The organism is Streptomyces sp. NPDC051133 (genome assembly GCF_040682635.1).
Lineage (GTDB): Bacteria > Actinomycetota > Actinomycetes > Streptomycetales > Streptomycetaceae > Streptomyces.
In genome coordinates, this window is sequence record NZ_JBFBBK010000019.1 from 117,600 (window position 1) to 137,402 (window position 19,803).

The following is a 19,803-nucleotide window of genomic DNA, read 5'->3' on the forward strand; positions in this document are numbered from 1 at the left end:
TGCCCCATATTGGGTCCATGTCGCCTCACTCAGGTGAGCCGGAGCCTCGGCTACCGCAACTGCCTGATCAGCGCCTTCAGCCCACGCGGCCGCCGCGACGGCGCTGAAAGGCCGACACGGGGAAGGCCGACACCCTCGGAAGTGATGCGCCCCGCGGCGCGCAGAGGAGGATGTATGTCGTTCCACGACACCGCAGCAGTGCCCGAATGCCCCTTCGACTTCGCCCACGCCCTGGAGTTCGACCCGGCGCTGGCCTCGCTGGCGCAGGACGGTCCGGTCAGCCGGATCCGCCTGCCCTACGGCGAGGCGGAGGCGTGGCTGGTGACCAGCTTCGCCGGAGTGCGCCAGGTGACGTGCGACCCCAGGTTCAGCCGGGCGGCGATCGTCGGGCGCGACTACCCGAGGATGACGCCCGAGCCCATCGTGTCGCCGGAGTCGATCAACGTGGCGGACCCGCCGCACGGCACCCGGTTGCGGCACGTGGCGGCGCAGGCGTTCACGCGCGACCGGGTGGCACGCATGCGGCCGGCCGTGGACCGGGTGACGGCCGGGCTGCTCGCGGAGATGGCGGAGGTGGGGCCGCCCACGGACCTGGTCACGCGGCTGTCCGTCCCGCTGCCCCACCTGACCATCTGCGAGCTCCTCGGCGTCCCCGAGGCCGACCGCGAGCCGCTGCGTGCGTGCACCATGCGGCTCCTGGCCACCTCGCCGGACGCCCGGCAGGACGCGGCCGACGCCAAGGCCTCCCTGCGCGCGTACTTCGCCGCGCTGGTGCCGGAACGGCGGACCACGCCGGGCGAGGACCTGCTCAGCGCCATGGCCGCCGCCCCGGTGCCGGAGGGCGAGGAGCCCCTCAGCGACGACGAGTTGGCGGTCCTGGCCGTCACGCTCATCCTCAGCGGCAACGACACCGCAACCTGCCAGATCAGCAACATCGTCTACATGCTGCTGACCCGGCCCGAGGAACGGGCCGCACTAGCGGCCGACCCCGAGAGGTTCTCCGGCGCGCTGGAGGAGCTGCTGCGGTTCATCCCCTTCCGCAAGGGCGTGGGCATCCCCCGGCTCGCGCTGGAGGACGTGGAGGTGGAGGGGACCGTCATCAGCGCCGGTGACTTCGTGCACGTGTCGTACCTGACCGCCAACCGCGACCCGTCCGTCTTCACGGACCCGCACAGGCTCGACCTGGAACGGTCGGTGCGTCCGAACATGACGTTCGGCTGGGGCGGCCACCACTGCCTCGCCGCGCCGCTCGCGCGGGCGGAGCTGGAGAGCGCGGTCACCGGTCTGCTGACCCGCTTCCCCCACCTGCGGCTGGACGTCGCCCCCGAGGACATCCACTGGGACACCGGGACCATCCGCCGCTTCCCGGTGCGCCTGCCGGTCACCTGGTGACGCCGGGCGGGCCCGCCCGCCCCGCCGGACCCGGGGCTCCGCGGCCCCGGGTCCGGCGCGCTCAGGCGTCACCCTCCCGGCCTGCCGACCGCGGCACGGCCACCGGGCCGACGCCCTCCGGGCCGCCGGACACCGCCCGGCGCCGCTTCAGTCCCCGGCGTCCGCGCGTCGCCCCTGGCCCGGAGCGGCGTGCGTGTCCCCTCGGCGGAGCCCGGCGGACGGGCCCTTGCCCGTCCCGGATCCGTGGGCGGTGGGCGCCAGGCCGAGCAGGACGGCCGAGGCCGAGACGCACAGCGCGCCGACGGCCATGGTCCGGCCCGGGCCCCGGCCGCCTTTCGTCAGCCGGTGACGCATGGGCGACGGCTGCCTCCCCTCGTACGTGTCTCCCCGTCAGGCCAGCGGGTCGTGACCCCAGTTCATCAGGGAGTACCGCCACCGGGTGTCCCGCACGTCTCCCGAGGGGCGCTGGGCCAGATGGCGGCGGACGTAGCCGACGACCTTGCGCATGTGCCGGTAGTCGTCGTCCGAGAGGTCGCCCTTCTTCGCCCGCAGGATCTGCGTGATCCGGCGGCCGGACGCGTGCCCGGTGGACTCACCGCCGTCCTGGTGCTGTCCGGCGCTGTGCGACTCGTCCGACTCCAGCCACTTGTCCAGTGCGGCCGGTGTCATGTTCACCAGCTCACGGAAGTCGTCCCAGGTCTCCTTGCGCTCCTCGTCGTCCACGCCGACTCACTTCTTCTTCTTCAGCGCGGACGGCTTGTGCACCGCGGACCTGCCGGACTTCTCGCTGCGGACCTCGTACTGCGGGTCGTCCGGCGACGCGTCCACGGTGCGGCCCGCCGACTCGGTGCGCTCGGTGATCTTCTTCGTCACCTCGCCCTCGGTCCGGCTGCCATGACTGCTCCAGGCCACCTTGTCGCCCTTGCGCAGCTTCTTGTCCTCGTCACGGCTCTTCGCCATACGCCACGCTCCTTCGCGGTCGTGGGGAGTGTCCTTCCGGACGGGACCGCTCTTCCAGAGTGCGGGCGGCGCGCCGGTCGCGCAGCTTCCCGCCCGGCATCCAGGTTGTCGTCCGTCGTGTGACACGGGATGCTGAGGGGGCGGGAAGGGAAGCGGTGCCATGGATCGTTTTCCGAAGGCGGCCGATGTCGATTTCCACAGCCCCTTGGACCTCTCCAAGGCCGCCGCTGCGGTGCTGGACGACGAAGGCCGCGTCTCCGGATGGGCGTCCTCGGCCGAGCGTCTGCTCGGACACGCGCCCGAGGACGTGCTGGGCCGCCCGGCCGCCCGGCTGCTGGCAGCGCCCCAGGGGCGGCGGCTGTCCGCCCTCTGCAGGACGCACCGGCCGCGCAGTGCCGTCCTCGACCTGCGCTGCCGGGACGGACGTACCCTGCGCGCGGCGGTGACGTTCAGCCCGCTCGCGCACCGGGGCGTCGCCGCGACCGTCGTGCTCGCGGCCGATCTGGAGACGCAGCGCTGCTGGGAGTCGCAGCTGGCGCTGCTGCAGGGACTGGCGACCGAGTCCTCCGTGGGCCTGACGATCTTCGACACCGACGGGCGTGTGGTGTGGGGGAACGTCTCCACCGATCTGGAGCTCGCCGGGATCGCCCAGTACATCGGCCGGCCGGCCGCGGATCTCTTCCCCGAGGGCGAATTCATCTCCCGCCACCACCCACCCGACGAAGACCAGATCATGGAGCACGTGCTGAAGACGGGTGAACCGATCCTCGGCATGCACTACCGCGGGCGCGCCCCCGCCGACCCGGTGCGCGAGCACGTCTGGTCCTGCTCGTACCACCGGCTGGTGGACGCCCGGGGCGAACCGCTGGGGCTGTTCGAGGAGTCCCTGGACATCACCGACCGGTACCGCGCCCAGGAACGCCTGTCGCTGCTGGTGCGGGCGGGAAAGCGCATCGGGGCCTCGCTGGACGTGCGCCGTACGGCCGCGGAACTGGCCGACGTGGCGGTACCGCAGCTGGCCGACGAGGTGCTGGTGGACCTGCCGCCGGCGGTCATCGAGGGGCGGCAGCCGCCGACGGGCTCGGCGCCCGGGCACAGCCTGCTGCGGATGCACGGGCGGACCCCGGAGGAGTTCCGGACCAGTCCCGTCTCCTATCCGCCCTCGTCGCCGCAGGCGCTGAGCCTGGCCTCCAGCCGGCCCGTCGTCGACACCTCGCCGTCCGCGGCACCGGACGGGGCGGGATCGGATCCCGCGCAGTCCTGCCTCTTCGTCCCGCTGCTCACCCGCGACGCGATCCTGGGCCTCGCCACCTTCCGGCGCAGCGCCAACCCCGACCCCTTCGGCGCGGAGGAGCAGGCGCTCGCCGTGGAACTGGCCGAGCGGGCCGCCGTCGGCATCGACAACGCCCGCCGCTACACCAGCCAGCACGCGGCGGCCCTGGTACTGCAGCGGAGCCTGCTGCCCCAGCACCTGCCCGAACAGAGCGCGGTCGACGTGGCGTACCGCTATCTGCCCGCCGACAGCCGGGTGGGCGTGGGCGGCGACTGGTTCGACGTGATCCCGCTGTCCGGTGCCCGGGTGGGCCTGACCGTCGGTGACGTGGTGGGCCACGGCGTGCACGCGGCGGCGACCATGGGCCGGTTGCGGGCCACCGTGCGGACCCTGGCCCTGCTGGACCTGGATCCGGCCGAGCTGCTCACCCGGCTGGACGACCTGGTCGCGCAGGACTCCGGATCCGACGCGGACGACGGGCTGAGCGAGGAGACGCTCGGGGTGACCTGCCTGTACGCGATCTACGACCCGGTCAGCGGCCGGTGCGTCTGGGCGAGCGCGGGGCATCCGTCGCCGATCGTGGCCGATGCGAACGGCTCGGTCGCCCTGTCCGCGCTGGCGCCGGGGCCGCCCCTGGGGCTGGGGGGTCTGCCCTACGAGAACGTCGAGATGAGCCTGTCCAGCGGCAGCGTGGTGGCGTTCTTCACCGACGGAGTCGTGGAGGACCGGCGCACCGACATCGACAGCGGCATCGACCGGCTGGTCCATGTGCTCAGCTGGCAGCGCTGCCCCGTGGAGGAGCTGTGCGACCGGGCGCTGTCGACCTTGCCGCCCGGTGCGCAGGCGGACGACGCCACGCTGCTGCTCGTGCGCACCCTGCGGCTCGGCGCCGACCACGTGGTGGATTTGGAGCTGCCGCCCGAGCCGGCGATGGTGGCCCGGGCCCGCACCCTCACGGAGCGCCAGCTGGCGGCCTGGGGGCTGTCCGACCTGTCGTTCACCGCCGCCCTCGTGGTGAGCGAGCTGGTCACCAACGGCATCCGGTACGCCACCGGGCCCGTCATGCTGAGGCTGATCAGGGACCGCTGCCTGCTGTGCGAGGTCTCCGACAGCGCGCACACCGCACCCCACCTGCGGCGGGCGCGGCGGGACGAGGAGGGGGGCCGCGGTCTGTTCCTCGTCGCGCAGGTGTCCCAGCGCTGGGGCACGCGCTACACCGCCTCCGGGAAGACCATCTGGGCCGAGCTGGCCATCCCCTAGGGCCCGGCCCTTCAGCCAGGAGCCCGGCCCGTCAGCGCCCGGCTCGGACGAGGAGCAGCGCGACGTCGTCCTCGCCGCCGGGCGACCGCAGCATGTCCAGGACGCGGTCGCAGGTGTCCTCCAGCTCGTGGCCGCGGGTAGTGGTGAAGGCGTCGAGGAGGGTGTTCAGGCGGGCGTCGATGGGTTCGCTGCGGGTCTCGACCAGGCCGTCGGTGTAGAGGGCCAGCGCGTCACCGGGGCGCAGGGCGATGGTGGTGGCCTCGAAGGGGACCCCGCCGACGCCCAGCGGTGCGCCGGTGGGCAGGTCGAGCAGCTGCGCCGCGTGGCCGGCCCGCATCACGACCGGGGGGAGGTGGCCGGCGAGGCAGATCTCGCACTGGCCGCGGTGCGGGTCGTAGACGCAGTAGATGCAGGTGGTGATGGTCTGTTCGACGCCTTCGGTCAGGTGATCCAAGTGGTGCAGGGCCTCGGCGGGGGCGAGGTCGAGTTCGGCGAAGGCGCGGGCGGCGCTGCGGAGTTGTCCCATGGTGGCGGCCGCGTTGATGCCGCTGCCCATGACGTCGCCGACGACCAGGGCGGTCTTGTCCCCCTGGAGCGGGATGGCGTCGTACCAGTCGCCGCCGATCTCGCTCGTGGCGCCGGCGGGCTGGTAGCGGCAGGCCACCTCCAGCCCCGGCAGGTGGGACTGGAGTTCGGGGAGCAGACTGCGCTGGAGCGTGAGGGCGGCGTGGCGCTGGGCCTGGTATCCGCGGGCGTTGTCGATGCAGACCGCGGCCCGGGCGGCCAACTCGGCGGCGAGGACGGCGTCGTCGTCGTCGAAGGGAGCGGAGTTCCGGGTGCGGGTGAGGTCGAGGGCGCCCAGGACCTCGCCCCGGGCCATGAGCGGCACCGCCAGGTAGGAGTGCACTCCGGCGGCCTCGAGGAGGGAGGCGGCCGCGCCGTGGCGGGCGATGTGTTCCAGGTCCCGACGGGTGGTGTGAGGCACCAGGACCGGTCGGCGGGTGCGCACGCACCGGGTGATCAGACGGTCGCTGTCGTAGGTGACGAGTGATCCCGGCGGGCCGGCCGCGTGGACCACCTCGGTCGTGTGGGCCGCGGTGACGGCGAGGGTGCGGAAGAGGGCCGGGCCCTCCTGCGGCGCGGTGCGGCCGTCCAGGACGCTGTCGAGCACGTCCACGGCGGCCACGTCGGCCAGGACCGGTACGACGACGTCGGCGAGCTCGCGCGCCGTCGTCTCCAGATCGAGGGTGGTGCCGACACAGGCGGAGGCCTCGGCGATCAGCGCGAGCCGCTGCCGGGCCCGTGCCGCCTCCGCGGCGGCCCGATGACGCTCGGTGACGTCGATGACGGAGTAGGCCAGGCCCAGCACCCTCCCGCCGGAGTCCTCCAGCCGGTAGTACGAGACGGACCAGGCATGGTCGTGGTCCGGGTCGTTCGGGGGACGGCAGAGGATGTCCCGGTCGACGACCGACTCGCCGGTCGCCAGGACCCGGCGCAGGCGTGCCTCGGGATTCGTGTCCAGGAAGGCCAGGACCTCGCCCGCCGGCCGGCCGAGGCGCTCGGCGGCGGACTGGCCGGTGATGCGTTCGAGAGCGGGGTTCACGGCCACGTACCGCAGGTCCGCGTCGAGTATGGCCAGCCCGACCGGGGACTGGGACACCAGGCGCATGGCCAGGGCGGCGTTGCGCTCGACCCGCTCCACCGTGGCCTGGTCGGCGGCGAGGCCCAGGACGTAGACCTCGCCGAGGACGTCCAGCAGCCGCATGTTGCGGAACTCCAGCAGGCGGGTGCTGCCGTCCTTGTGCCGGATCGGGAAGGCTCCGGCCCAGTCGGTGCCGGACTCCATGACCTCGGCGAACAGCCTGATCACCTCGTCCTGGTGCTCCTCGTGGATCGTCAGCGGAGCCGCGTACTGGCCCAGCGCCTCCGCCGCGGTGTAGCCGAACAGCTCCTCGGCCTTCGGGCTCCAGAAGACGACCTGCCCCTGGGCGTTCAGCACCACCGCGGCGACGCTGAGCAGGTCGAGCAGGCCACTGGGCGGCGCACTGGAAGCCGCCGCCGACCGGCCGTCGCCCGCTCGGGAGGAGTCAGTCGTGCCCATGCCTCATTTTCCCTCCCGCTCCATGCCTCGGCTCGTGCGGCTGCGGCGGGGATGCTGCCTTCCTCCATGGTCGTACGGGACCGGGGCACCCCACACCTGGACCGGTCCGGTCAGGGCAGGGTCCAGAACCGGACGGTGACCAGGTAGAAGAGGGCGGCCCACAGGGCCATCACCACCGCGACGACGCCGAGGCCGCGGAGGTTGGTCCTGGCCGCCGGTTCGTCCGGTGGCGGCCGCAGCCAGCGCCCGAGCAGGGGGTTCACGTAGTAGGGCATGGTGAGGAAGCTCATCAGGAAGCTCGACAGCAGGTTGCCCACGAGCAGGCCGATCCAGAGCCGCAGGTGCAGCGGGGAGAGAGCGAGCGTGAGCAGGACGACGGTCGGGTACAGGCCGACCCAGACGGCGAGGGAGGTCCGGGTCTCGGAGGGGGGCGCCGGTGCCTGCTTGCCGTTGCCCTCGAAGGCGAACCAGCTGCCGAACGAGTTGTCTATCGTGCGCAGCCCGAAGTCGTTGAACTTCTCGCCCTCGGCCAGGATCCGCTGCCGTTGCGGCGACGTCAGCCAGGCGTCGAGGTGCTCGGCGCTGTCGTAGCGGTACAGGGTGGTCCATTCCTCCTGCAGTCCCTCGATGGGGCGGAACAGCTCGGTCCCGCGGAACCCCTCGAACGTGCTCTCCGCCTCGACCATGCGGTGCTGCCATTCGAGGAATGCGTCGACGTGGCCGGGGTGGACGCGGTGGGTGACCACCACGGTGACCAGCGGATCCAGGGCCTGCGTGCCGCTGCTGACCACCTGCTGGGTCGCGGGGCCGTCGAAGTACCGGGCGCCGACGTCGAGATACGTCTGCCGGGTCGCGCTGTTGATCCACGCCTGCAGGTGCGCCACCGAGTCGAACCGGTACACGACGACCCAGTCGGGCTGCAGCGGGGTCGGCGGGGAGACCTCGGCGCCGAGGAAACCGGGGTAGTAGGCGGCCGCGGCGTTGAGGTCCTGCTGCCACTTCTCGAACTCCCGCTCCGTGCCGGGCAGGACCTTCTGGCCGATGATCGCCGTCGCCGCGGCGGCTACGTTCTTCCGGGTGCTCATGGTGGATCAGCCTGCCGACACCGACTGCTGCGCGGGGAGCCGCCCGTAAATGCGCTCCGGGGTCAGCGGCAGCGCACGGTAGCGGACGCCCGTGGCGTCGTGGACCGCGTTGGCGAGCGCGGGGGCCACCGGGTTGATGCAGCATTCCGCCATCCCCTTCGCCCGCATGGGGCCCACCGAGTCCGCCGAGCCCACCAGGAGGACCTCGGTGCGCGGGATGTCGGCGTAGGCGGGGATGCGGTAGTTCCGGAGGTTCGGGTTGACCATGGCTCCGTCGTCGTCGACGTGATGGTTCTCGGTCAGCGCGAAGCCGATGCCCTGGGCGACACCGCCCTCGATCTGTCCCCGGACCTGTGCCGGGTTGATGATCACCCCGGCGTCCGCGGCCTGCACGCTGTACAGGATCCGTATCTCGCCGGTCACCCGGTGCACTGCGACCCTGAAGCCCTGCGTGTTGGAGGTGACGCTCCGGGGCGAGCCGTACGCCTTGCGGGCGGCGGTGAACCGGATGCCGCGCGCCCTGGCCAGGGCGACGAGTTCGGCCAGTGACACCCGCCGGTCCCCGCAGAGGACACCGTCGTCGTCCATCATGCACATCACGACGTGCACGCCCGTGTGCGCCGCGGCGAACTCCAGGATGCGGTCGCGTACGGCGCCCGCCGCCCGCAGGACCGCGTTGCCCGCCACGAACAGGCCCGCGCTCGCGAAGGCACCGGTGTCGAATCCCGTCCGGTCGGTGTCGGACTGCACCAGACGGATCCGCGACGGCGTCGTGCCCAGCTGGTTGGCCGCGATCTGGACATGGGCCGTGGAGGTTCCCTCTCCGAACTCGACCGTCCCCACGGCCAGTTCGTAGATGAGGTCGTCGCCCAGGGTCACCCAGGCCTCGGAGAGGTGGTCCGTCGGCGGCGCGGTCTCGTGCAGGGAACTCGCCACGCCCGCTCCGACGAGCCACTCGGGGCCGGGGGGCGCCTGGCCGGCCGTGCGGGCCAGGGCGTCGCCCACCAGGTCGATGCACCGGGCGAGTCCGTCCTCGGTGAAGAGCACGTCGTCGGGGCCGTCGTCCATGGCGACCAGGGGCTCACCCGGCCGCACGACGTTGCGCCGGCGCAGTTCGAGCGGATCGATGTGCAGGGCGCGGGCCAGTTCGTCCATCGCCGACTCCACGGCGAACGCGGGCTGTGTCATGCCGTACCCGCGCAGCGCCCCGCTCGGCACGGTGTTCGTGTAGACGGAGTAGGCGTCGTACTTCTTGTGGGGGCAGCGGTAGATCATGACGGCGGCTCCGCCCGCGTACAGCGTTTCGCCGCCGTGGTTGCCGTAGGCACCCGTGTTGGACACGTTGCGTACCTGGCACGCGGTGAGCGTTCCGTCGGCCTTCGCGCCGAGCTTGACCGTCAGGGTCATCGGATGCCGGGGCGAGGCCGTGGTGAACTCCTCCTCGCGGGTGAACTCCAGGCAGGTGGGGCGTCCGGTGTCCAGGGTGGCGAGCGCGACCAGGTCCTCCGTGATCACCTCCTGCTTGCCGCCGAATCCGCCGCCGACGCGCTTGCAGAACACCCGCAGCTGGTCGGGGCGCAGCGCGAACAGGTACTCCAGTTTGACCTTGGCGATCGACGGTGACTGCGAGCTGGTGCGGACGGTCAGCCGGCCGTCCTCCAGCCAGGCGATCGAGCCGTGGGTCTCCAGATGCGCGTGCTGCACGCGCGGGGAGAAGTACGTGCCTTCGTGGATCACGTCGGCCGCGGCGAATCCCGCGTCGACGTCGCCGATGTGCGCGTGCAGTTCGACCAGGATGTTGTGGACGGGGTCGCGGACGAACGGGTCGTGCGAGCCGTGCAGTTGGGGTGCGCCCTCGGCCATCGCCTCCTCGGGGTCGAACACCGCCGGCAGCACCTCGTACTCGACCACCAGCCGCCGGCAGCCCTCCTCCGCCGCTCCCGCGGTGTCGGCCAGGACGGCGGCGACGCGCTGGCCCGCGAAGCGGACCGTGTCGTCGAGGATGTAGGTGTCGTCCGGATCGACCAGGTGGTCGGTGTGGATCGCCGTGGTGAAGCGCCGGCGGGGCACGTCCTGCCAGGTGTAGACCCGGTGCACGCCCGGCACCGCGAGCGCGGCGCTCTTGTCGACCGAGGCGATCCGGGCGTGCGCGTGGGGTGAGTGCAGCACCTTGAGGTGCAGCATGCCGTCGATGTGCGTGTCCATGGTGAACTCGGCGTGCCCCGTCACGACGTCGTGGCCCGCGGGCGCGCCGACGCTCGTCCCCACGGCCCTGCCCGGCGCTGCCGTCTCCACCGCGCCGACGCCCTTCACGGCGTCCTCGATCGCCCGGTACCCGGTGCAGCGGCAGAGGTTGCCCTTCAACGCCCTCGGCAGGTCCGCCTTCTGCTCCTCGGTGAAGGTCGCCGACGTCATGATCATCCCTGCCGTGCAGAAGCCGCACTGGAACCCCGGGGCGTCCTCGAACTGCCGCTGCATGGGGTGCGGGGCGCCGGGGCGTCCGAGGCCCTCGATGGTGGTCACCTCGTGGCCGTCCGCGCGGAAGGCGGGAGTGATGCAGCTGTGTACCGGTACGCCGTCGAGCCACACCGTGCAGGCGCCGCAGTCGCCCGCGTCGCACCCCTTCTTGACACCGAAGTGGCCGAGGTCGCGCAGGAAGGTGCGCAGGCACTGGCCCGGGGCCGGTTCCCGGTCGAACCTCCGGCCGTTGACGAGGCAGGTCATGGCAGGTCCCCAGCCGTGAGTTCGCGGCGGATCTCTTCGGCGAAGTGCCGGGTCAGGTGCCGGCGGTGGTCAGGGGTCCCGTTGGGGTCGGCGAACCAGACGCCGGCAGGTATCGCGTCGATGCTCTGCCGCAGGGCCCGGGCGTCGGGCAGGGACGCGAAGGCGATGCGGACCGGCCGGGTGGTGCCCGCGGTGACGGTGAGCAGCAGGTCGTTGCCTCCCAGCCGCTGCGTGCCGACGAGGAACACCGTCGACCGGCCGAGCCGGGTCAGCGTGAAGCGGCGGTGCGCGGTGCGTTTGCGCAGCGCGTGCCCCGGAACGAGGACGCGCCGGAGGATCTCCCCGGGGAGGAGGACGTTGCGGTGGTCGCCCGTGACGAAATCGAGGGCGTCGACGAAGCGCACGGAACCGTCGGCCGCCCACAGCTCGTACCGTGCCTCGAGCGCGACCGTCAACGTGATCATCGGGCCGGCGGGCAGGGACATGCAGATGTTGCCGCCGACGGTCGCCGCGTTCCAGACCTTGAACGAGGACAGGAACGCCTCGCAGCACTTGCGGAAGAGGAGTGCGGCGGTCCAGTCCTTCGGCCACGGGTAGCCGTACAGGTCGCGGACGGTGCAGGTGGCACTGATCTCCAGGCCCTCGCCCGTCGGGACGAGCGGCTCCCAGGGGAGCGCCGTCAGGTCGATCAGCCTGCGCAGGTCCGGCTGCTCCGTGGAGTAGAGCCATGTCCCCCCTGCGAGCCAGGCGTCGCCCTCGTGCCAGTCCGTGCCCGGCCGCTCGGACGGTCGCCTGACCACTTCGGTGATGGTGTTGAGGTCCATGGGAACCGACCTACGCGAGAACGGAGCTGACGACCCGTTGACCATGCGAATTTGGCCGCCGGGCCACATCGTTCCGGGTCACTGCGCCGGGAGGGACCAGGCAGGCAAAGACACCTTTTTCACAGCGTATCGCAGCATGTGGTCGACGCCCGCGGAGAAGAAAGCAACCATAAGTAGCCGAATGGACACGGATCGTCGCCAGTGACGGCCGCCGCGCGACCACGTCACCGGCCGAGGAGCTGCCGGACGGTCGGGCCGGTGGTCCATCCGCCGTCGACGGCCAGCTCGGCGCCGGTGATGTACGAGGCGGCGTCCGAGAGCAGGAACGCGACCGCCTCCGCGATCTCCGCGGCCTCACCGACCCGGCCCATGGGCGCGTTCGGGTACTTGCCGTCACCCTGCTCGATGCCGACATGGGCGGTCATCGGTGTGTAGATCATGCCCGGGTGCACGGAATTGACGCGGATCTTCGCCGTGCCCAGCTCCACCGCGCCCACCTTGGTGAGCCCGCGCACCGCCCACTTGGCCGCCCCGTACCCGGCGGTCATGGCCAGGCCCATCAGGCCCGCCGCCGAGGAGACATTGACGATCGCACCGCCTCCGGACTCCTTCATCAGCGGGATCACGGTCCGCATCCCGAGGAAGACACCGGTGAGGTTGATGTCGATCACCCGGCGGAACTCGTCGGCCGACTGCTCTTCGAGCAGGTGCGAACCGCCCGAGACGCCCGCGTTGTTGACCAGTCCGTCGACGCCGCCGAACTCGGCGGCCGCGAAGGCCACCACCCGCCGCCAGTCCTCCTCGGAGGAGACGTCGTGCCGGACGAACCGGGCGGCGTCCCCGAGCTTCTCGACGGCGGCCCGGCCCTCGTCCTCCCGCACATCGGTGAGCACCACCCGGGCACCGGCCCCGACAGCCACCCGGCCGGCCTCCGCACCGAGCCCACGCGCCCCGCCCGTGATGAGCACCGTCTTGCCCTGAAGGTCCGTCATCGACGTCCTCGTTCCCTTCTCGTGCGACCGCTGAGCCGTCGGCACGGGCCCGTGCGGGCTCCCCGGTGAAGCCTCCGGCCGTGCGACGGCGGGAGGACCGTACGTCTCCCCCGCCCCCGGGCGGAACGCCGTCCTCCCACTGAGCGGGAACGCCGAGGCGTGCCGGCGCACCCCTCCCGGCCGACCGTGATCACGGCCTTTCCCCGGCGAGGTATTCCTGCTAGAAGTATTTCTAAAAGAAATATCTAGAGGGAACACCTGACAGGGAGCCCGCCATGAAGTTTTCGATGATCTTCGAGGCGCAGATCGCCGACCCGACTCCCGAGCGGGAGCGCCGAGTTCTCCACGACTGCGTCGAACAGGCCGTCTACGCCGAGGAGATGGGCTTCGACCGGATCTGGGCGGTGGAGCACCACGCGCTGACCCAATACGCGCACATGAGCGCCTCGGAGATCTTCCTCACCTGGGTGGCGGCCAGGACCTCCCGCATCCGCATCGGCCATGGCGTGGTCACCATGCCCTTCGGCTACCAGCACCCGGTCCGGGTGGCCGAACGCGCCGCCATGCTCGACGTGCTGTCCGGCGGCCGCGTCGACATCGGCGCCGGCCGCGGCGCCACCCGGCAGGAGATGTCCATGTACGGGGTCCGGCCCGAGGACACCTATCCGCAGATGGAGGAGGCGCTGCGGATCTTCAGCGACGCCTGGCGCGAGGAGCAGTTCGAGTGGCACGGGTCGATCGACATCGGCCCGGGCGCGATTCTGCCCCGCCCGGTCCAGCATCCGCACCCGCCGCTGTTCATGGCCTGCAGCAAGCACGACACCCTCAAGCTCGCCGCCGAACTCGGCATCGGCGCCCTGGTGCTGGGCTTCGCCGGGGCCGACGACGTGCGTGAGATGCGCAAGATCTACGACGAGGCCATCGCCACCCGCACGGCGGACCGGTTCGTCTCCACCGAGGTCAACAACCATTTCTCCGCCCTGTGCCCGACCATCGTGCTGGACGACGCCGAGACGGCGTACCGGATCGGCACCCGCGGACAGCGGTTCTTCGCCGAGTCCATCGCCCACTGGTACGGCAACGGGCCCGCTCCCACCGGGTACGGCGAGGACATCGAGGCAGCGGCTCACGTGGCCGCCATGGAGCACCATCGCGACGCCCTGGTCGCCAGACTGCACGAGGCCGAGATCCCGGTCCGGCCGGCCGACACCGGACAGTTCAACGCCAAGCACGCCTACGGCACCGCCGAGACCGCCATCGCCTACGTCGAGCAGCTGCGCCAGATCGGCGTCGACGAGGTCATGTGCCTGGTCCAGATGGGCACCGTGCCGCAGGAGGCCTGCATGGAGACCATCCGGCAGTGGGGCGAGAAGGTCATCCCGCACTTCCGCGCCGTCGGCGGGGAGGCCGTGCGATGACCCGGCGCCTCGACGGCAGGACCGTCATCGTCACGGGAGCGGGCCGCGGCCAAGGGGCGGCCGAGGCACGGCTGTTCGCGGAGCACGGCGCGCGTGTCGTGCTCACCGACGTGCGGGAGGACGAGGGCCGCGCGATCGCCGGGGAACTGGGCGGCCAAGGATTGTTCGTCGCGCACGACGTGACCGACGCGACCGGCTGGGGGCGGGTCGTCCGGGCCGCGCTGGAGGCCTTCGGCCGGATCGACGCCCTGGTCAACAACGCGGCGCTGTGGCGCACGGCCCCCATCGAGGAGGACACCGAGGAGAACCTGCGGCGGCTGCTGCGGGTGAACCTCGTCGGCCCGTTCCTCGGCATCCAGGCCGTCGTCCCGGCCATGCGCGACACGGGGGACGGCGGGTCGATCGTCAACATCTCCTCGACGGCGGGCCTGGTCGGCATCCCCGGCCACGCCTCCTACGGGGCGACGAAGTTCGGCCTGCGCGGGCTGACCAAGTCCGCGGCCCTGGACCTGGCCCCGCACGGCATCCGGGTCAACTCCGTGCACCCCGGCGCGATCGACACCCCCATGGTCGCCACCGCGCTCGGCGCGGACGCCGGGGAGCGCGACTGGCCGAACGTGCCGCTGCGCCGGATGGGCCGTCCCGAGGAGGTGGCGGAGCTGGTGCTGTACCTGGTCTCGGACGCCTCGGCCTACGTCACCGGAGCCGAGTTCGCCGTCGACGGCGGGCTGACGGCCAAGTGAACGACCCTCTCACCCCACGGGCCCGGAAGCTGGCCGACGCCATGTCGGCGGGCTTCCCCGACCCCGCCCTCGGTCCGGTCGAGCCGGCCGCGATCCGGCAGGCCGCACGGGCCGGCGCCCCGCCACGGCCGGTTCGTGAGCTGCCCCGGGTCACCGACCGGTCCGTGCCCGGGCCGGCGGGCGCGCCCGACGTACCGGTGCGGATCTACCAGCCGGTGGCGGACCCCGCTTCCCCGCTGCCGGTGGTGGTCTTCTTCCACGGCGGCGGCTGGGTGCTGTGCGACCTCGACACCCATGACGGCATCTGCCGCGAACTGGCCCTGCGCGCCGGCGCGGTGGTGGTCTCGGTGGCCTACCGGCTCGCCCCGGAGCACCGCTTCCCGTCGGCGGTCGAGGACGCGTACGCCGTCACCGCCTGGGTGTCCGCGCACGCGGCCCGGCTGGGCTGCGATCCGGGCCGGCTGGCCGTGGCGGGCGACAGCAGCGGAGGCAACCTCGCGGCGGCCGTGGCCCTCATGGCGCGGGACCGCGAAGGCCCCCGCGTCGCGGCGCAACTGCTGGCGTACCCGGTCCTCGACCACCGCATGGAGGCCCCCTCGTACACGACGTACGGCAGGGGGTTCTTCCACACGACGGCGCACATGCGCTGGTACTGGGAGCAGTACCTGGGCCCCCGGGGGGACGGCTCGCACCCGTACGCCTCCCCCGGCCTCGCTCCCGACCCGGGCGGCCTGCCGCCGGCGGTCGTGCTGCTGCCCGAGTGCGATCCGCTGCGCGACGACGGTCTCCGCCACGCGCGCCGCCTGGAAGCGGCGGGCACCGCGGTGCGGCTGCGGGTGTGGCCCGGGACGTTCCACGGCTTCCTCGGCCTCGGTGGGCTGCTGCCGGAGGCCGAGGAGGCGCTCACCGAGGCGGCGCGCGGCCTGCGGGCCGCCCTCCGTCCGCCGAGCGGACCATGACGCGTGGTCAGGCGCGTGCGATGTGGCCGACCGCGAGCCAGCTGAAGGTCATGGCGGGCCCGATGGTCGCGCCGGGCCCCGGGTAGGTCTCGCCCATGACCGAGGCCGAGACGTTGCCGGAGGCGTAGAGGCCCTCGATCGCCGTCCCGTCCTCCCGGAGCACCCGGCCGGTGGCATCGGTGACCAGGCCGCCCTTGGTGCCGATGTCACCCGGGTGCAGCGGGAGGGCGTAGTAGGGGCCTTTCTCCAGCGGGGCCAGGTTGGGGTTGGGCAGCGTCGGGTCGCCGTAGTAGCGGTCGTAGACGCTGTCGCCGCGGTGGAAGTCCTCGTCGCGGCCGGCACGGGCGAAGCCGTTGAAGCGGTCCACGGTGGCGCGCAGCCGCTTCGGCTGCGCGCCGATCCGCACGGCCAGCTCCTCGACGGACCCCGCCTTCCTGACGAAGCCGCTCTCCAGCCACGGCTTGGGGAACGCCTGGCCCGGAAAGAGGCCCGTGAAGAGGTAGCGGGCCCTGGAGGTGGCGTCGAGGATCAGCCAGGAGGGCACGGTGGTCGCCTCCGGCCGGTCCTGGGCGTACATGGCGTCGACGAACCGGTGGTACGGCGCCGCCTCGTTGGCGTAGCGTTCACCCGCCGAGTTGACGATCACCATGCCGGGGATGCCGCGTTCGGCGACGAGGAAGAACGGCTTGCCTCCGGGCGGCACCACGGACGGCGCGCCCCATACCTTGTCCATCAGGTCGACGGCGGCCCCGGCGGCCAGGCCCAGTTCCAGGGCGTCACCGGTCTGGCCCTCGGGGGCGGAACTCCACTCGGCGGAGGTCGGCGACGGCAAATACTTCTCCCGCAGTCGCTGGTTGTGGGAGAAGCCGCCGGCGGCGAGGACCACCCCGCCGGTCGCCCTGACGGCCAGCTGCCTGCCGTCGCGGGTGACCCGGACGCCGACGCACCGGCCGCCGTCCTGAACCAGCTCGGTCAAGGGCGCCGACAGCCACAGTTCACCGCCGAGTGCGTCCAGCGAGTGCCGCATGCGGGCGATCAGCGCCTCGCCGAGGGAGAGCAGCCGCCGGCCGGAGAGCAGCGCCCTGACCGCGCGGGCGCCGACCCTGGCCGAGGTCCGCTTGCCGGCCCAGGTGCGGGCGACCATGTTCAGATACCGGAAGTCGTACGAGGTGATGGTGAGCCCGTACGTGGGCAGTCCGGCCCTGCGCATGGTGGCGCGCTGCTCGGGCCGGAGCTTCTTGAGGTCGAAGATCCGCGGTTCGATCGAGCGCCCCTGGGGACAGCCGCCGAGCTCCTCCGGGAAGTAGTCGGAGTAGCCGGGGGTGTGGACGAACCTGACGTCCGTGCGGTCGTGGAACTCGCGCACCATCCGGGGTCCGTGCTCGATGTAGGCGTCCCTGCGGGCGGCGGGGACGCGGTCGCCGACGGTGGCGGCCAGGTAGGCGCGGGCCTTCTCGGGGGTGTCGCCGAGTCCGGCGGCGTCCAGGTGGAAGTTGTCCGGCACCCAGATCGCGCCGCCGGACAGGGCGGTCGTGCCGCCGTAGACGTCGGTCTTCTCCACCACCAGGGCGGACAGTCCGCGGAGCCGGGCGGTGAGGGCGGCGGCCATCCCGGCGGCCCCGGATCCGACCACCACCACGTCGTACGTGTGGTCCCACGTGTCGTTCATCGTGTTCTGCCTCATCAGTGGAGTGGCGTTGGGGTGTCGGTGACGGTTATCCGGGCGTCGGTGAGGACCGGCGCGTCGTCGCGCTCGACGGCCGTGGCCGTCAGCCGGTGGCCGTCGGCGGCCCGGCCTCCTCCGGAAGCGGCCCAGATGCGCAGCCGGAGGGTCTCGCCGGGGAAGAACGCCCCCGCGAAGCGCGTGCGGCACCCCGTGACGCGGGTGGCGTCGCCGCCCAGCAGGCGGTCGGTGACGGCCTTGACCGCGATGCCGAAGGTGCACAGCCCGTGCAGGAGGGGACGGTCGTAGCCCGCGCGACGGGCGGTGGCGGGGTCGGCGTGCAGCGGGTTCCAGTCCCCGGCGAGCCGGTAAAGCAGCGCCTGCTGACGGAGCGTCGGGACCTGCAGCACCAGGTCGGGCTCCCGGTCCGGAGCGGGGAGGCGCTCGGAGGGACCGCGGTCCCCGCCGAATCCGCCCTCGCCGTGGACGAAGATCTGGTTGCGCTGGGTGAGGAGCGGCGCGCCGTCCTCGTCGACGAGTGTCGACTCCTGGACGATGACGGCGGCCTTCCCCTTGTCGTACACCGCGGGCACCCGGGTGACGGTGGTCGCCCGGGCGGCGGCGGGCAGCGGGCGGTGGACGGTGATCTCCTGGCCGCCGTGCAGCACCGCGGCCAGGTCGATGTCCATTCCCGGCGTGTCGAAGACCTGGAACCCCACTCCCCCGGTGCCGCCGGCCACCACGCCGAAGGTGGGCAGTACCTGAAGGCCCCGCTCGTGTCCTTCGAAGACGTAGCGCAGTTCACCGGGGTCGGTCTCGGGGACGCCCGCGCCGAGCGCCAGGTGGTACAGGCGCACGTCCCGGTCGTCCCAGACCGCTGCGGCGCGCACGGGCGGGGCGGAGGTCACCTTCTCGACGTCGATCGGCATGGGGAGTGGGTTCCTTTGCGGTCGGTTCGAGGCCGGGTTCGGTGCGCGGCTCTGCCCGGTGCGCGGCTCTGGGTGCGCGGTCGTCCTCAGTTCGCGAACGTTCCGGTGGCGTAGCGGCTGCGGAAGTAGAGCAGCGGCCGGCCGTCCTCCCGGGCGGCGAGGGCGGTCACCTCGCCGGTGACGATGTAGTGGTCGCCGGCCTCGTGGACGTCCGCCAGGCGGCACTCCACGGTGGCCAGCGCGCCGTCGATCCGCACACCGCCGTGCGGCGAGGCGCGCCAGGGCACGTCGGCGAACTTGCGTCCGCCGCGGGCCCCGAGCGCCGCACAGATCTCCCGCTGGTCCGAGGCCAGGATGTTGACGCAGAAGCGGCCCGCCCGCTCGATCCTCGGCCAGCTGGTCGAGGTCCGGCCGACGCTCAGCATGACCAGCGGGGGGTCGAGGGAGAGGGAGGCGAAGGACTGGCAGGCGAAGCCGACGGGCTCCTCGCCGTCGAGCGCCGCCACCACGGTGATGCCGCTGGCGAAGCGGCCGAGGACGTCCCGGAAGACGGCCGCGTCCGTGCCGGGGCCGGTCACCCGTTCCACCGGTGACCCCAGAAGCTGTCGGCGGTGATCTCCTTGGCCACCCAGGTGGCGGGGTCCACGACCAGGCCGTCCCAGCCGTACTCGACCTGGAAGCCGCCGGGGGCCTGCGCGTAGAACGACACCATGCGGTCGTTGGTGTGGCGGCCCAGGCTGGACGCGATGGGGATGCCCGCGGCGTTCATGCGGTCCAGGCCGCGGCCCACGTCGTCGAGGGTCTCCAGCTCGACCATGAAGTGCACGATGCCGGGAGGCAGCGCGCCCGGGTACAGGCCGAGGCTGTGGTGGCGCCGGTTGGGGCTCAGAAAGTGCATCCAGTGGAAGTCGCGCTGTTGCCCGGCGGTCGGGACGGCCTGCGGCGGCAGCTTCATCGAGTCGCGCAGCTGGAAACCGAGCACGTTCTCGTAGAAGTCCAGCGCGGCCTCGATGTCCGGCACCGGGAGCACGACGTGGCCGAGGCCCAGGTCGCCGGTGACGAAGCGGTTGCCGTACGGGGTGCCGAGCGGGGTGTGGTCCTGTGCCTGGCCCCAGTAGATCTCCAGCGGGTTGCCACAGGGGTCGGTCACGTGGATCAGGCCCTGGACGCGGCGCTCGGAGAGGACGACGGCGTCGGCGTGCTTGACGGCGAAGCCCGCCGCCTCCAGCTCCTGGGCGGCCTGGGCGAGCGCGGCGGCGTTCGCCACCTCCCAGCCGGCGGCCAGCAGCCGGTCGCTCTCCCCCGCCTGGACGGCGATGCGGTACGAGCGGTCGTCCATGCGCAGGCGAAGGGTGTCCTCGGTGGGATCGGAGGCCTCCACCATGCCGAGGACGTCGAGCGTGTAGCGGCGCCACTCGGTGAGCTTCGTGGTCTCCAGGCGCAGGTAGCCGAGAGCACGGATGTCCATAAGCTGTCGCCT

17 protein-coding genes are annotated in these 19,803 nt (G+C 72.4%); 5 read left to right on the forward strand and 12 right to left on the reverse strand.

What is annotated here, in order from left to right; translation table 11 throughout:
• Window positions 1–174: 174 nt before the first annotated feature.
• Window positions 175–1,392 (forward strand): cytochrome P450, encoded by a 1,218-nt coding sequence (locus AB0N17_RS21080; RefSeq protein ID WP_366012922.1) that lies wholly within the window; start codon window positions 175–177, stop codon window positions 1,390–1,392.
• A 147-nt stretch (window positions 1,393–1,539) separates the two neighbouring features.
• Here the strand turns inward: AB0N17_RS21080 and AB0N17_RS21085 are convergent, their stop codons facing one another.
• Genes AB0N17_RS21085 through AB0N17_RS21095 form a run of 3 tightly spaced genes read right to left on the reverse strand, consistent with a single transcriptional unit; the run spans window position 1,540 to window position 2,352 of the window.
• The gene (locus tag AB0N17_RS21085) at window positions 1,540–1,746 is read right to left on the reverse strand and encodes a hypothetical protein (RefSeq protein WP_366012923.1); all 207 of its coding nucleotides are present in this window, start codon (window positions 1,744–1,746) and stop codon (window positions 1,540–1,542) included.
• 36 nt (window positions 1,747–1,782) lie between these two features.
• Window positions 1,783–2,115, reverse strand: a complete 333-nt coding sequence (locus AB0N17_RS21090; RefSeq protein WP_366012924.1) for a DUF3140 domain-containing protein — start codon at window positions 2,113–2,115, stop codon at window positions 1,783–1,785.
• 6 nt (window positions 2,116–2,121) lie between these two features.
• Window positions 2,122–2,352: a DUF2945 domain-containing protein gene (locus tag AB0N17_RS21095; RefSeq protein ID WP_366012925.1), complete on the reverse strand. Its 231-nt coding sequence runs from the start codon at window positions 2,350–2,352 to the stop codon at window positions 2,122–2,124.
• A 160-nt stretch (window positions 2,353–2,512) separates the two neighbouring features.
• Here AB0N17_RS21095 and AB0N17_RS21100 point away from each other — a divergent pair, with 160 nt between their 5' ends.
• A complete protein-coding gene (locus tag AB0N17_RS21100) occupies window positions 2,513–4,885 on the forward strand; it encodes a SpoIIE family protein phosphatase (RefSeq protein ID WP_366012926.1) in 2,373 nt (790 codons plus the stop codon).
• Window positions 4,886–4,916: 31 nt separating this feature from the next.
• Here the strand turns inward: AB0N17_RS21100 and AB0N17_RS21105 are convergent, their stop codons facing one another.
• From AB0N17_RS21105 to AB0N17_RS21125, 5 genes are all read right to left on the reverse strand, one after another.
• The gene (locus AB0N17_RS21105) at window positions 4,917–6,986 is read right to left on the reverse strand and encodes a SpoIIE family protein phosphatase (protein WP_366012927.1); all 2,070 of its coding nucleotides are present in this window, start codon (window positions 6,984–6,986) and stop codon (window positions 4,917–4,919) included.
• Between the two features lie 110 nt (window positions 6,987–7,096).
• Complete coding sequence (locus tag AB0N17_RS21110; protein WP_366012928.1) at window positions 7,097–8,071, reverse strand: antibiotic biosynthesis monooxygenase; 975 nt, start codon at window positions 8,069–8,071, stop codon at window positions 7,097–7,099.
• Window positions 8,072–8,077: 6 nt separating this feature from the next.
• On the reverse strand, window positions 8,078–10,795 hold the full coding sequence (locus tag AB0N17_RS21115) for a molybdopterin cofactor-binding domain-containing protein (protein WP_366012929.1): 2,718 nt from the start codon (window positions 10,793–10,795) through the stop codon (window positions 8,078–8,080).
• Complete coding sequence (locus tag AB0N17_RS21120) at window positions 10,792–11,619, reverse strand: FAD binding domain-containing protein (protein ID WP_366012930.1); 828 nt, start codon at window positions 11,617–11,619, stop codon at window positions 10,792–10,794. The genes AB0N17_RS21115 and AB0N17_RS21120 overlap by 4 nt, the downstream gene beginning before the upstream one ends.
• A 224-nt stretch (window positions 11,620–11,843) precedes the next feature.
• Window positions 11,844–12,611: a glucose 1-dehydrogenase gene (locus AB0N17_RS21125; protein ID WP_366012931.1), complete on the reverse strand. Its 768-nt coding sequence runs from the start codon at window positions 12,609–12,611 to the stop codon at window positions 11,844–11,846.
• Window positions 12,612–12,886: 275 nt separating this feature from the next.
• Between AB0N17_RS21125 and AB0N17_RS21130 the strand changes: the two genes are divergently transcribed.
• From AB0N17_RS21130 to AB0N17_RS21140, 3 genes are read left to right on the forward strand one after another with little or no spacing between them, the layout of a single operon-like run.
• A complete protein-coding gene (locus AB0N17_RS21130) occupies window positions 12,887–14,029 on the forward strand; it encodes an LLM class flavin-dependent oxidoreductase (RefSeq protein ID WP_366012932.1) in 1,143 nt (380 codons plus the stop codon).
• Window positions 14,026–14,772 (forward strand): glucose 1-dehydrogenase, encoded by a 747-nt coding sequence (locus AB0N17_RS21135; RefSeq protein WP_366012933.1) that lies wholly within the window; start codon window positions 14,026–14,028, stop codon window positions 14,770–14,772. Before AB0N17_RS21130 ends, AB0N17_RS21135 begins: the two co-directional genes overlap by 4 nt.
• On the forward strand, window positions 14,769–15,731 hold the full coding sequence (locus AB0N17_RS21140) for an alpha/beta hydrolase (protein ID WP_366012934.1): 963 nt from the start codon (window positions 14,769–14,771) through the stop codon (window positions 15,729–15,731). The genes AB0N17_RS21135 and AB0N17_RS21140 overlap by 4 nt, the downstream gene beginning before the upstream one ends.
• 7 nt (window positions 15,732–15,738) lie before the next feature.
• Here the strand turns inward: AB0N17_RS21140 and AB0N17_RS21145 are convergent, their stop codons facing one another.
• The 4 genes from AB0N17_RS21145 to AB0N17_RS21160 all read right to left on the reverse strand — a co-directional run bounded on the left by AB0N17_RS21145 (window position 15,739) and on the right by AB0N17_RS21160 (window position 19,791).
• Entirely contained in the window at window positions 15,739–17,400 is a 1,662-nt protein-coding gene (locus AB0N17_RS21145; RefSeq protein WP_366012935.1) for an FAD-dependent oxidoreductase, read from the reverse strand.
• Window positions 17,401–17,414: 14 nt separating this feature from the next.
• Window positions 17,415–18,323: a MaoC/PaaZ C-terminal domain-containing protein gene (locus tag AB0N17_RS21150; RefSeq protein WP_366012936.1), complete on the reverse strand. Its 909-nt coding sequence runs from the start codon at window positions 18,321–18,323 to the stop codon at window positions 17,415–17,417.
• 86 nt (window positions 18,324–18,409) lie between these two features.
• Window positions 18,410–18,910, reverse strand: a complete 501-nt coding sequence (locus AB0N17_RS21155) for a flavin reductase family protein (protein ID WP_366012937.1) — start codon at window positions 18,908–18,910, stop codon at window positions 18,410–18,412.
• Window positions 18,898–19,791: a VOC family protein gene (locus AB0N17_RS21160; protein WP_366012938.1), complete on the reverse strand. Its 894-nt coding sequence runs from the start codon at window positions 19,789–19,791 to the stop codon at window positions 18,898–18,900. Before AB0N17_RS21160 ends, AB0N17_RS21155 begins: the two co-directional genes overlap by 13 nt.
• Window positions 19,792–19,803 lie beyond the last annotated feature (12 nt).

What these genes read in the sequence shown, in the direction of transcription:
- AB0N17_RS21150 (WP_366012936.1), bottom strand. Translation starts at nt 18,323, where the DNA reads ATGCCGATCGACGTCGAGAAGGTGACCTCCGCCCCGCCCGTGCGCGCC.
- AB0N17_RS21160 (WP_366012938.1), bottom strand. Translation starts at nt 19,791, where the DNA reads ATGGACATCCGTGCTCTCGGCTACCTGCGCCTGGAGACCACGAAGCTC.
- AB0N17_RS21085 (WP_366012923.1), bottom strand. Translation starts at nt 1,746, where the DNA reads ATGCGTCACCGGCTGACGAAAGGCGGCCGGGGCCCGGGCCGGACCATG.
- AB0N17_RS21110 (WP_366012928.1), bottom strand. Translation starts at nt 8,071, where the DNA reads ATGAGCACCCGGAAGAACGTAGCCGCCGCGGCGACGGCGATCATCGGC.
- AB0N17_RS21125 (WP_366012931.1), bottom strand. Translation starts at nt 12,611, where the DNA reads ATGACGGACCTTCAGGGCAAGACGGTGCTCATCACGGGCGGGGCGCGT.
- AB0N17_RS21105 (WP_366012927.1), bottom strand. Translation starts at nt 6,986, where the DNA reads ATGGGCACGACTGACTCCTCCCGAGCGGGCGACGGCCGGTCGGCGGCG.
- AB0N17_RS21120 (WP_366012930.1), bottom strand. Translation starts at nt 11,619, where the DNA reads ATGGACCTCAACACCATCACCGAAGTGGTCAGGCGACCGTCCGAGCGG.
- AB0N17_RS21115 (WP_366012929.1), bottom strand. Translation starts at nt 10,795, where the DNA reads ATGACCTGCCTCGTCAACGGCCGGAGGTTCGACCGGGAACCGGCCCCG.
- AB0N17_RS21135 (WP_366012933.1), top strand. Translation starts at nt 14,026, where the DNA reads ATGACCCGGCGCCTCGACGGCAGGACCGTCATCGTCACGGGAGCGGGC.
- AB0N17_RS21100 (WP_366012926.1), top strand. Translation starts at nt 2,513, where the DNA reads ATGGATCGTTTTCCGAAGGCGGCCGATGTCGATTTCCACAGCCCCTTG.
- AB0N17_RS21080 (WP_366012922.1), top strand. Translation starts at nt 175, where the DNA reads ATGTCGTTCCACGACACCGCAGCAGTGCCCGAATGCCCCTTCGACTTC.
- AB0N17_RS21130 (WP_366012932.1), top strand. Translation starts at nt 12,887, where the DNA reads ATGAAGTTTTCGATGATCTTCGAGGCGCAGATCGCCGACCCGACTCCC.
- AB0N17_RS21145 (WP_366012935.1), bottom strand. Translation starts at nt 17,400, where the DNA reads ATGAACGACACGTGGGACCACACGTACGACGTGGTGGTGGTCGGATCC.
- AB0N17_RS21095 (WP_366012925.1), bottom strand. Translation starts at nt 2,352, where the DNA reads ATGGCGAAGAGCCGTGACGAGGACAAGAAGCTGCGCAAGGGCGACAAG.